We start from the raw sequence: 10,278 nt of genomic DNA on the forward strand, positions 1-10,278 counted from the left end.
GCTGGCCGAGCGCGCCCTGGTGATCGTCGACGAGGCCTACATGGAATACGCCGGCGCCGCGTCCGCGACCACGCTGCTGGACCGCTATGCCAACCTTGGCGTGCTGCGGACCCTGTCCAAGGCCTGGGCGCTGGCCGGCGCGCGTATCGGCACGCTGCTGGCGAACCCTGAAGTCATCGCGTTGCTGCGCCGGATCATGGCGCCGTATCCGTTGCCCACGCCGTGCGTGGACGCAGCGCTGCGCGCGCTGGATGAGGACAGCCGGTACCTCGCGCGCGAACGCATCGCCACCACCGTGGCCGAACGCGAACGCCTGGCGTCGCTGTTGGTGGCATTGCCCGGCGTGCAAACGGTGCATCCCTCGCGCGCCAATTTCCTCACCGTGCTGCTGGACGATGCGCCCGGGGTCTACCGCGCGCTGGTCGCACAGGGCATCGTGGTGCGCGATGTGGGACGCTATCCGGGGTTGGCCGGCTGCCTGCGCTTTTCCATCGGCACGCCGGACGAGAACGCGCAGCTGCTGGCCGCGTTGCGCAGCATCATGGAGAGCGCATGAACCGCAAGATTCTTTTTCTCGATCGCGACGGCTGCCTGATCGAGGAGCCCGCGGACGAGCAGATCGACCGCTTCGAGAAGCTGGCCCTGCTGCCGGACGTGGTCCCGGCGTTGCGCCGTTGTGTCGGCGCCGGCTACACGTTGGTGATGGTGACCAACCAGGACGGCCTGGGCAGCGATCGTTTTCCGCAGTCCGACTTTGACGGCCCGCATGCGTTGCTGTTGCGGCTGCTGGACTCGCAGGGCATCCGTTTCAGCGAGGTGCTGATCGATCGCAGCATGCCCGAGGAGGGCAGCGGCAACCGCAAGCCGGCCACCGGACTGGTGCGCCATTACCTGGCCGATGACGGCTGGAGCCGCGCGGCCTCGGCGATGGTCGGCGACCGCGAGAGCGACATGCAGTTTGCCGCCAACCTGGGCGTGCGCGGCATGCGCGTGGGCCCGCAGGGCATGGGCTGGATGGATATCGCGCACCGCCTGTGCGACGCGCCGCGGACGGCCGAGGTCAGCCGCGATACGCGCGAGACGCACATCCGAGTGAAGCTCGACCTGGACGCTGCCGCCGAGCCCGAGATCCGCACCGGCATCGGTTATTTCGACCACATGCTCGAACAGATCGGCAAGCACGGCGGTTTTTCGCTGTCGCTGGTCTGTGAGGGCGACCTGCACGTGGACGAACACCACACCGTCGAGGACAGCGCGCTGGCCCTGGGCCAGGCGCTGCGCCAGGCGCTGGGCGACAAGCGCGGTATCGGCCGCTACGGCTTCACCGTACCCATGGACGAGACCCTGGCCAGCGCTGCGCTGGATCTTTCGGGGCGGCCCTGGTTCGAGTTCGAGGGCCACTTCCCGCGCGACAAGGTGGGCGAGCTTTCGACCGAGATGGTGCCGCACTTCTTCCGCTCGCTGTGCGAGACCCTGGGCGCCAACCTGCACCTGAGCGTGCGCGGCGAGAACGCGCACCACATGGTCGAGGGCTGCTTCAAGGCGGTGGCGCGCACGCTGTGCCAGGCGGTGCGTCGCGAGGGTGATGCGCTGCCCAGCACCAAGGGATCGTTGTGATGGCGACTGCGCCGGACGTGGTCCTGATCGACGCCGGGGGCACCAATATCGGTTCGGTGCGCTACGCGCTCGAGCGACTGGGCGTGGACGCGGCGATGAGTGACGACCCGGCGCGCATTCGCGCCGCCAGCCATGTGATCCTGCCCGGCGTGGGCGCGGCCGCACCGGGCATGGCGCGTTTGCGTGCCAGCGGCCTGGATGCAGTGATCCGTGATCTGACGCAGCCGGTACTGGGCGTGTGCCTGGGCATGCAACTGCTGTTCGAGCATTCCGAGGAAGGCGATACGCCATGCCTGGGCGTGGTGCGCGGCCAGGTGCGGCACTTCCCCCGCGCTGGCGGTTTGCGCGTGCCGCACATGGGTTGGAATGCGCTGGTTGCCGAACGCGACGATCCGCTGCTGTACGGCCTGGAGTCCACCGACGCCCATGCCTATTTCGTGCACAGTTACGCCGCTCCCCTCGGGCCGGATACGCTGGCGCGCAGCGATCACGGCATGGCGTTCAGCGCGGTGGTCCGCCGCGGCAATTTTTGCGGCATGCAGTTTCATCCCGAGCGGTCGGCTGCCGTCGGCGCCCGCTTGCTCGGCAACTTCCTGGCCCTCGACCCGGCGGCGTGATGCCTCCAGGGAATCCTGCACATGAGTGAATCGTTTACCGTCATTCCCGCCATCGACCTGCGCGAAGGCCAGGTGGTGCGCCTGTACCAGGGCGACTACGACAAGCAGACAAGCTATGCCGTGGATGCGCTGGCGCTGGCGCAGCAGTACGCCGTCGCCGGCGCCCAGTGGCTGCACGTGGTCGACCTGGACGGCGCGCGCAGCGGTCGCCTGGACAACCTGGAAATCCTGCGCACGCTGGCCCAGACCAGCCTGCGCATCCAGGCCGGCGGGGGCGTGCGCAGTGCCGACGATGTCCAGCGCCTGCACCAGGCCGGCGTGGAGCGCGTGGTGGTTGGCAGCATCGCGGTACGCGATCCCGAGCGTGTTGCCGGCTGGTTGACGCGTTTTGGTCCCGAGCGCCTGACTCTGGCCCTGGATACCCGCTGGCGCGACGCTGCCTGGCGCCTGCCCAGCGCCGGCTGGACCGAGGACGAGGAATTGACCCTGGACGAACTGGCGCCGCGCTATGCCGGGGTCGGAGCGCGGCATCTGCTGTGCACCGATATCGACCGCGACGGCACCCTGTCCGGTCCCAACATGGACTTGCTGGCACATCTGCGCGAGATCGCTCCATCGCTGGCGGTGCAGGTTTCCGGCGGCGCGCGTGCGCTGGACGACGTGCGCGCGGCCCGTCAGGCCGGTGCCGCCGGCATCGTGCTGGGCCGGGCGCTGCTGGAAGGGCGTTTCAGCCTGGGCGAGGCCTTGTCATGCTGACGCGCCGCCTGATCCCGTGCCTGGACGTGCGCGATGGCCAGGTGGTCAAGGGCGTGCGCTTTCGCGACCACAAGGTCATGGGCGGCATCGTCGACCTGGCCCTGCGCTACCGCGATGCCGGCGCCGACGAACTGGTGTTCTACGACATCACCGCCAGTCCGGAAGGGCGCCGCGTGGATCGCGCCTGGGTCGAGCGCGTGGCGCGGGTGATCGACATCCCGTTCTGTGTCGCCGGCGGCATCCGCAGTGTCGATGACGCGCGCGAGGTGCTGCATGCGGGCGCCGACAAGGTGTCGGTGAACTCACCGGCGCTGGAGCGACCGGCACTGGTCGGCGAGCTGGCCGAGGCCTTCGGCGTGCAGTGCGTGGTGGTCGGGGTGGACAGCCTGCGCGACGCCGACGGCGAATGGCGCGTGCGCCAGTACACCGGTGATCCGGACAAGACCCGTGCCCTGCGCCGGCGCACCCTGGACTGGGTCGCCGAGGCGCAGCGCCTGGGCGCGGGCGAGATCGTGCTCAACTGCATGGGCACCGATGGCGTGCGCGCGGGCTACGATATCGAGCAGCTGGCCGCGGTGCGCGCGATCTGCAGCGTGCCGCTGGTGGCCTCGGGCGGCGCCGGCACGCCGGCCCATTTTGCCGAGGTGTTTGCTCAGGCCGACGTCGATGCGGCGCTGGCCGCCAGCGTGTTCCATTCCGGGGCGATCGCGATTCCCGACCTCAAGCGCAGCTTGCGCGAGGCGGGCATCGCGGTTCGCCCCTGAGCCCTGTTTTCCCCAACTTTTTTTCCGGAGCCTGACGTGACCCAAGCGCGATCTGAATTCGACCACCTGGACTGGGCGAAGGGCGACGGCATGCTGCCCGCGATCGTGCAGCACGCGCACGATGGCCGTGTGTTGATGCTGGGCTACATGGACCGCGATGCACTGGCCCGGACGCTGGAATGCGGCCAGGTCACGTTTTTCAGCCGCAGCAAGCAGAGCTTGTGGACCAAGGGCGAGTCCTCCGGCCATGTGCTCGAACTGGTCCGCATGTATGCCGATTGCGACGCCGATACGCTGCTGGTGCAGGCGCTCCCGCACGGCCCGACCTGCCATCTGGGCAGCGACAGCTGCTTTGGCGATGCCAGTGCGCCGGCGCTGGCCTTTGCCGGCCAGCTCGATACGCTGGTGGCGACACGCAAGGTTGAACGCCCGCAGGGCAGCTATACCACGCGTCTGTTCGAGGGCGGCACGCGGCGCATTGCGCAGAAGGTGGGCGAGGAGGGCGTCGAAACCGCCCTGGCCGGAGTGGCGCAGGACGACGATGCGCTGGTCGGCGAAGCGGCTGACCTGTTCTACCACCTGCTGGTGCTGCTGCATGATCGCGGCCTGGATTTTTCCGACGTGGTCAAGCGTTTGCGCGAGCGGCACGCGAATTAGGACCGATCACGGCGCTATCATCGGGGTGTTTCCGCAAGGAGTGCCTGCATGCCGACCTGGAATACGCTCGACGCCCGAGCGCCGCGCATCATTGCCCATCGAGGTGCCAGCGGGTACCTGCCCGAGCACACCCTGGCCGGTTATGCGCTGGGCGCGCGGCTCGGCGCGGACGTGATCGAACCGGATCTGGTGATGAGTCGTGACGGCGTGCTGCATGCGCGCCATGACCTGATCCTGTCGCCGACCACCGACGTGGCCTCGCATGCCGACCTGGCCGGGCGCCGAGACGTTCTCGATGGCCGCCTGGACTGGTGGGTCTGCGACTTCGATGCCGCCGAAATCGGCCAACTGCGCAGTGTGCAGCGCGAATCCCAGCGCCCGCATCGGCACGACGGCGAGTTTCCGGTGCCCACGTTCACGTCCATCCTGGCGCTGGCGCGCGAGCTGTCCGTGGAACTGGGTCGAACCGTGGGCGTGTATCCCGAGATCAAGCATCCGGTGTTCTTTCGCCAGTGTGGCCTCGATCCGGTACCAGCGCTGGTCGAGGCGTTGCTCAAGACAGGCATGCACGGTCCGGATGCGCCGGTCTGGCTGCAGTGTATCGATGCTGCGGTGCTGCGCGAGGCCTTCGAGGCCTGCGGCAACCCGAGTTACGTGCTGATGGATGCTGCGTCGAGAAGCGTGGAAGGGGCTTCGTTCCTGACATCGCTGGCACCCTGGGCTCGCGGCATTGCGCCGGACCGCGCCATGCTCTGGGACCGGCACGGCAACGACAGCGGCCTGGTCGATGCCGCGCATGCAGCGGGCCTGGAGGTGCATGCGTGGACCTTCCGCGATGACGCCGACCCGGAGCCGTTTGCCTCGCCACGCGCATTGCTGCAGGCCGCCATGACGCTGGGTGTGGATGCGCTGTTCTGCGATTTTCCGGACACAGCAGTATCCGTACGCGATGTCATGAGTGCCCCGTAGCCCGGATAAGCGCAGCGCATCCGGGGAATAGCCTCACACCGCCGTACACAAACCGAGGTCCGCTCTGCGGCCCATCCCGGATGCGACCGTAGGAAGTGCCTGTGGTGCGGCCTTTGGCCTTATCCGGGCTACGCCCACCACGTAGCCCGCGTAGCCCGGATAAGCAAAGCGCACCAAGGGCATTCCCTTCGGTCACATCCGGGGAAGCCGTACCGCGAGCCAAAGCACAGGGCCGCTCCGCGGCCCATCCCGGATGCGACCGTAGGAAGTGCCTGTGGTGCGGCCGGAGGCCTTATCCGGGCTACGACCATCCGACGTAAATTCGTAGCCGTACCGCGCGGTGCGCAATGGCTCCGACGCGTAGCCCGGATAAGCAAAGCGCATCCGGGGAATAGCCTCACACCGCCGTACACAAACCGAGGGCCGCTCCGCGTCCCATCCCGGATGCGGCCGGAGGCCTTATCCGGGCTACGCGGGTGGTGCGGTCGCCTTCATGGACGGCCGTTGCAGTGCCCATTTCATCCACGCATCCAGCTTCGGCGCCCGGCTGCGCCAGTCCAGTTGCGGGTGGCGGAAGTCGACATAGGCCAGGGCGCAGGCCACGCCGATGCTGTCGAGGTCGAACTGCTCCTGGCTGGCGTGGAAGCCATCGTTCAGCGCTGCTGCGGTGTCAACAATCCCCTGGCGGCGGCGTTCGATCATGTGCGCGCTGCGCTGTGATTCCGGACGGCGGCTCTCGATGACCAGGAACACCGCATATTCGATCACGGTTTGCGCCAGGGCCGCGACGGCCTCGGCGCGGAACCGCGCGTCCGGGTCCTGCGGCCACAGCCCCGGTTCGGGGTAGGCGCGGTCGAGCCAGTTCATGATCGTGTCGCTGTTGGTGATGGCAAGACCGTCGTCCCGCGCCAGGGTGGGGACCTGCAGCAGCGGATTGACGGCAGCCAGGGTGCCATCGTCATTCCAGGGGTCGACCAGCACCGTCTCGATGCGATCGGCCAGATGCTTCTCCTCCAGAGCCACGCGAACCTTGCGTGCAAACGGGGAGGTGAGGCTGACGTAGAGTTTCATGCAGGGGATTCCTTCAGGGCAGGATGGTGGTCAGCACAATGATCAGGATGATGCCGAACAGCGCCAGCAGCAACGCGAACAGGCTGCCCATGTAGATGCTGCGGCCGGTGCGGGTGGCGCGCTCGCGATGGTAGCCACGGGCAAAGTTCAGGTAGCGGATGCCGGCGGTCAGCGCCATCAGCGCGCCCATGGCGACCAGGATCGAGCCGCCCCAGGTGGAGAGCATGCGTGGATGCAGCGGATTGTGGCCCGGTTCGCTGGGCATCCGATGCACGATCAGGCCGAAGCGGTCGATCACGAAGCCCAGCGCCATCAGGGAAAGGGCCGTGCGGATCCAGGCCGAGAGGGTGCGTTCAGCCGCCAGATAGACCAGTTTTCGCGATAGATCCACGCTGGTTTCGTTTGGCTCGGTGGGCATGGTTGGGTTTCCTGGACGTGGGTATGTGACCGCTTGGACCATTCTTACCCTAGGCGGCATGCGCGGTTGCGGCAAGTGGCGGGGCCGGACTCGTGCTTCGAGCGTGGCTGCTTGAACGGGGCCAGATCGGCGTCACCGAAACAGGAGATGCTTGACTGGTTGCCACATTCGAACGGACTGCGATCCGCACGTGGCGCGCTCAAACACGGATCTGGTCGAAGCGGGTGACGCAGGGATGGGGCGGGTCCGCCGGGCAACCTTGCGGTCCACGACACACCAGCGTGGTCTGCATGCCGGAGGCGCGCGCGGCATCGAGCTCGGCGACCACGTCGGACAGAAACAGGATGTCCGCAGGCTGCTGGCCGATCTCGCTGGCAATGCGCACGTATGCCGCAGATTCGCGCTTGGCACCCGTGCGGGTGTCGAAGTAGCCGCTGAACAGCGGCGTCAGGTCGCCGGCCACGGTATGCCCGAACATCAGTTTCTGGGCCGGGATCGATCCGGAGGAATACACGTACAGACCGATGCCCGCATCCTTCCAGCGGCGCAGCTGGTCGGGGACCTCCGCATACACGTGTGCGCGGTAGGCGCCCGAGCTGTAGCCGTGCGCCCAGATCATGCCCTGCAGGGCTTTCAGCGGTGTCGCCTTGCGGTCCTCGTCGATCCAGCCGAGCAGGATCCCGATCAAGGCTTCCGGGTCGGCTTCGCGGCGTTGTGCCAGTGTTGCCGTGTCTTCAAGCAGCGCCTGGACCTCGGGCGATCCGGCGTGCTCGCGGACAAAGCCGGGCAGGTGCTCGCGAGCGTACGGGAACAGCACATCATGGACGAAGGTGATTGAGCTGGTGGTGCCTTCGATGTCGGTGAGGATGGCACGTACGGACATGGACAGGATCGGAAGCCGGGAACGAGGACGAGGACGAGCATAGCGGTTCGGGCAGGCCGGCGCAGTCGCTGCACCCTCGTGCCCGGAGTGGTCGCCCTCGGTCTAGTTGCCGGCGAGCGCCTGCATGCGTGGAAAGCGCTGCGCGATGTCCTCGCCGGTAAATTGCGCGACCCAGCCTTGGGTGTTGGTGAACAGGCGGATGGCGATGAAACGGGGGGACTCGCTCATGTCGAACCAGTGGCGCGTGCCGTCGGGCACGCCGATCAGGTCGCCGGCCTCGCACAGCACCTCGTACACCTTGTCGTCGATATGCAGGGTGAACTGCCCGGCGCCGGCGACGAAAAAGCGCACCTCGTCCTCGCTGTGGGTGTGCTCTTCGAGAAACTTGCGGCGCAACGCCGCCCGGTCCGGGTGGTCGGGCGTCAGGCTGATGACGTCGACCGTGGTGTAGCCGCCCTCGCGCATCAGGCGGTCGATGTCGCCGCGGTAGGCGGCGATCACCTGCTCCTGGCTGGCGCCCGGCTGAAGTTCGCTGTCGCAGGTCCAACGCTCGAAACGGACGCCGACCGTGTCCAGGGCACGGGCAATCTCGCCGTGCTGGTCGTAATGCTGTGTGGGGTTTTCGCCATCGTGCTGGTCGAAGATTCTCAAGCGGCTCATGAGCGCAGTCTCCTCAGGTCAAGCTCGCAGCCGAGCAGAAATTCCAGGGCCTCCAGGTGGCGGCGAGCCTCGTCGATGGACCGTCCCCATGTGTACAGGCCGTGGCCATCGATCAGGTAGCCATGCAGTGGCTGACCGCTGTCCAGCCAGGCGTCCACCTGGTCGACCAGCTCCGGCATGTGCTGGGTGTTGGCAAACACCGGGATATCCAGGGTGCTGTCGTGGGTGGCATAGCCGCTTACCGCTTTCTGCAACTCCCAGCCTTGCAGGCGCACGCGCTTGTCGGATGCGAAAAGGCGCGAGGCCACGCTCTGGGTGCGCGAATGGGTGTGCAGCACGGCGCCGGTTTCCGGCAGACGCCGGTAGACCTGGGTGTGCAGGGCGGTTTCCGCAGACGGGCGCTTGTGCTCTCCCACGGGCTGGTCGTGCATGTCCACCACCATGATGTCTTCGCGCCCGAGCTGGCCCTTGTCGCGTCCCGATACCGTGATCGCCACATGTCCGCTGTCCAGCCGCATCGAGAAGTTGCTGCTGGTGGCAGGTGTCCAGCCGAGTGCGGCAAAGTTGCGTGCCGCCCCTGCAATGGCGTCTGCACAAATCGCGAGGCGTTCCGGGTCGTAGCCGGCGGAGGCGTTCATCATGGTCTTTTATGGACGTCCAAACTGGGCGGATACTAGCATGCGTGCCCGCATTGCCTTGCGTTGCGGGTGCGGGGCGGCAAAATGTCGCAAAAATCCGCTTGCCCTGTGTTTTGTTCAGGCGCTAGCACAATCTCGGGTGTAGTATCCAGAAGGAAGCCGGCCGAGTTTGCCGGGAAGCGTTCTTGATGATGGAGGCAAAAAAATGACCCACAAGGACCCGAGCATTGAGTCCCGCAGAAACTTTTTGAAGATTGCCGCAGGCACGGCCGCAGTAGCCGCAGTGGCTGGCATCATGCCGCGCGTCGCGCGTGCGGCCGGCTTGCCGCACCTGTCGCCGTCCGACCCGACGGCCAAGGCCCTGGGCTATGTAGAGAACGCCAGCAAGACGAGCAATCCCAAGCACAAGGCTGGCTCCAACTGCAGCAACTGCCAGTTCTACAAGGGCAAGTCCGGCGCCGCCTGGGGACCCTGCCAACTGTTCCCTGGCAAGGAAGTCAACGCCAAGGGCTGGTGTGTATCGCACCAACCGAAGGCGTCCTGACCACACGCTACATTCTTGTTTTCGGGAAAGGCCGGCATCTGCCGGCCTTTTTCATGGCTACGCGCTGACCCGCGCAAGGAAGCACCAATCGCACGGCTATGGAGTACGGCATGGGGTTTCGCGCATGCATGCGCGTAACGATTCGCGGGTGGGAGGTTTGCAACGGTGCCATGCCAGCTGGCGCCCAACCGGGCAGGTGCTGCCCAGGCACGCCTGGCTGAGGAGCTGACCCGCCAGACGCGCCCGGACCGCATTCCGGGGCCCACTGCCAAGTGAAAAACCCTCGGACCCGAAAGCATACTCCCGAGTGAGAGTTGCAGCTAGTGATCTCGTTATGAGAACAAGGCATTGTTAAATGAAAAATATATAAAACAATGACTTGTTGATTAAACTTAATGTAGATTCAATTCGGTTTTTCCATACTCATGCGTATGGTCAGGCCTGTTCCTGCACCCCGGAGTCGCGGCGAAGCAGGCTGTGCTGGTAGCCGTACATGAAGTAGATCGCCAGTCCGATCACGGTCCATGCACCCATCAGTGCCCAGTTGAACCAGTTCATGCGGGTCAGCAGGAAGATGCAGCTGAGCACGCCGGCGGAACAGGTGAAAATCGCCCAGGGCACGCGAAACGTGCGCGGCAGGTCCGGCGAGGTGTAGCGCAGGATCAGCACGCCCGCGCAGACCGC

General features: G+C 66.3%; 14 protein-coding genes. 8 read left to right on the forward strand and 6 right to left on the reverse strand.

The features are described from left to right. The 7 genes from PF446_RS00750 to PF446_RS00780 form a co-directional block, all read left to right on the forward strand. On the forward strand, positions 1–556 hold a 556-nt coding region (locus PF446_RS00750; RefSeq protein ID WP_298068722.1), incomplete at its 5' end, for an aminotransferase class I/II-fold pyridoxal phosphate-dependent enzyme. Next, positions 553–1,617, forward strand: a complete 1,065-nt coding sequence (gene hisB, locus PF446_RS00755) for a bifunctional histidinol-phosphatase/imidazoleglycerol-phosphate dehydratase HisB (protein ID WP_298068724.1) — start codon at positions 553–555, stop codon at positions 1,615–1,617. The genes PF446_RS00750 and hisB, both read left to right, overlap by 4 nt. Next, positions 1,617–2,234 (forward strand): imidazole glycerol phosphate synthase subunit HisH, encoded by a 618-nt coding sequence (gene hisH, locus PF446_RS00760; protein WP_298068726.1) that lies wholly within the window; start codon positions 1,617–1,619, stop codon positions 2,232–2,234. The genes hisB and hisH overlap by 1 nt, the downstream gene beginning before the upstream one ends. Positions 2,235–2,255: 21 nt before the next feature. Then, complete coding sequence (hisA, locus tag PF446_RS00765; RefSeq protein ID WP_298068728.1) at positions 2,256–2,990, forward strand: 1-(5-phosphoribosyl)-5-[(5-phosphoribosylamino)methylideneamino]imidazole-4-carboxamide isomerase; 735 nt, start codon at positions 2,256–2,258, stop codon at positions 2,988–2,990. Continuing rightward, on the forward strand, positions 2,984–3,754 hold the full coding sequence (hisF, locus tag PF446_RS00770; protein ID WP_298068730.1) for an imidazole glycerol phosphate synthase subunit HisF: 771 nt from the start codon (positions 2,984–2,986) through the stop codon (positions 3,752–3,754). Before hisA ends, hisF begins: the two co-directional genes overlap by 7 nt. Positions 3,755–3,790: 36 nt before the next feature. Next, positions 3,791–4,411: a bifunctional phosphoribosyl-AMP cyclohydrolase/phosphoribosyl-ATP diphosphatase HisIE gene (hisIE, locus tag PF446_RS00775; RefSeq protein ID WP_298068732.1), complete on the forward strand. Its 621-nt coding sequence runs from the start codon at positions 3,791–3,793 to the stop codon at positions 4,409–4,411. Positions 4,412–4,459: 48 nt separating this feature from the next. After that, a complete protein-coding gene (locus PF446_RS00780; RefSeq protein ID WP_298068734.1) occupies positions 4,460–5,380 on the forward strand; it encodes a glycerophosphodiester phosphodiesterase family protein in 921 nt (306 codons plus the stop codon). A 468-nt stretch (positions 5,381–5,848) separates the two neighbouring features. On the opposite strand, the gene PF446_RS00785 is transcribed toward PF446_RS00780, so the two are convergent. From PF446_RS00785 to PF446_RS00805, 5 genes are all read right to left on the reverse strand, one after another. Beyond that, entirely contained in the window at positions 5,849–6,451 is a 603-nt protein-coding gene (locus PF446_RS00785; RefSeq protein ID WP_298068736.1) for a glutathione S-transferase N-terminal domain-containing protein, read from the reverse strand. 13 nt (positions 6,452–6,464) lie between these two features. Further along, positions 6,465–6,869 (reverse strand): DUF202 domain-containing protein, encoded by a 405-nt coding sequence (locus tag PF446_RS00790; RefSeq protein ID WP_298068738.1) that lies wholly within the window; start codon positions 6,867–6,869, stop codon positions 6,465–6,467. A 199-nt stretch (positions 6,870–7,068) separates the two neighbouring features. Then, a complete protein-coding gene (mtnC, locus tag PF446_RS00795) occupies positions 7,069–7,752 on the reverse strand; it encodes an acireductone synthase (protein ID WP_298068740.1) in 684 nt (227 codons plus the stop codon). 102 nt (positions 7,753–7,854) lie between these two features. Beyond that, the gene (locus PF446_RS00800) at positions 7,855–8,412 is read right to left on the reverse strand and encodes an acireductone dioxygenase (protein WP_298068742.1); all 558 of its coding nucleotides are present in this window, start codon (positions 8,410–8,412) and stop codon (positions 7,855–7,857) included. Continuing rightward, positions 8,409–9,050, reverse strand: a complete 642-nt coding sequence (locus PF446_RS00805; RefSeq protein ID WP_298068748.1) for a methylthioribulose 1-phosphate dehydratase — start codon at positions 9,048–9,050, stop codon at positions 8,409–8,411. Before PF446_RS00805 ends, PF446_RS00800 begins: the two co-directional genes overlap by 4 nt. Positions 9,051–9,255: 205 nt before the next feature. Between PF446_RS00805 and PF446_RS00810 the strand changes: the two genes are divergently transcribed. Beyond that, the gene (locus PF446_RS00810; protein ID WP_298068744.1) at positions 9,256–9,594 is read left to right on the forward strand and encodes a high-potential iron-sulfur protein; all 339 of its coding nucleotides are present in this window, start codon (positions 9,256–9,258) and stop codon (positions 9,592–9,594) included. A 435-nt stretch (positions 9,595–10,029) separates the two neighbouring features. On the opposite strand, the gene PF446_RS00815 is transcribed toward PF446_RS00810, so the two are convergent. Then, a partial coding sequence (locus PF446_RS00815) for an amino acid permease C-terminal domain-containing protein (RefSeq protein WP_298068746.1) occupies positions 10,030–10,278 on the reverse strand: 249 nt, incomplete at its 5' end.

Origin of the sequence: Oleiagrimonas sp. (assembly GCF_027858935.1) — a bacterium.
Lineage (GTDB): Bacteria > Pseudomonadota > Gammaproteobacteria > Xanthomonadales > Rhodanobacteraceae > Oleiagrimonas.

Bases quoted from the DNA above. Each gene is read 5' to 3' on its own strand.
- PF446_RS00800 (WP_298068742.1), bottom strand. From the start codon at position 8,412: ATGAGCCGCTTGAGAATCTTCGACCAGCACGATGGCGAAAACCCCACA.
- hisH (WP_298068726.1), top strand. From the start codon at position 1,617: ATGGCGACTGCGCCGGACGTGGTCCTGATCGACGCCGGGGGCACCAAT.
- hisB (WP_298068724.1), top strand. From the start codon at position 553: ATGAACCGCAAGATTCTTTTTCTCGATCGCGACGGCTGCCTGATCGAG.
- PF446_RS00805 (WP_298068748.1), bottom strand. From the start codon at position 9,050: ATGAACGCCTCCGCCGGCTACGACCCGGAACGCCTCGCGATTTGTGCA.
- PF446_RS00780 (WP_298068734.1), top strand. From the start codon at position 4,460: ATGCCGACCTGGAATACGCTCGACGCCCGAGCGCCGCGCATCATTGCC.
- mtnC (WP_298068740.1), bottom strand. From the start codon at position 7,752: ATGTCCGTACGTGCCATCCTCACCGACATCGAAGGCACCACCAGCTCA.
- hisF (WP_298068730.1), top strand. From the start codon at position 2,984: ATGCTGACGCGCCGCCTGATCCCGTGCCTGGACGTGCGCGATGGCCAG.
- PF446_RS00785 (WP_298068736.1), bottom strand. From the start codon at position 6,451: ATGAAACTCTACGTCAGCCTCACCTCCCCGTTTGCACGCAAGGTTCGC.
- PF446_RS00810 (WP_298068744.1), top strand. From the start codon at position 9,256: ATGACCCACAAGGACCCGAGCATTGAGTCCCGCAGAAACTTTTTGAAG.
- hisA (WP_298068728.1), top strand. From the start codon at position 2,256: ATGAGTGAATCGTTTACCGTCATTCCCGCCATCGACCTGCGCGAAGGC.
- PF446_RS00790 (WP_298068738.1), bottom strand. From the start codon at position 6,869: ATGCCCACCGAGCCAAACGAAACCAGCGTGGATCTATCGCGAAAACTG.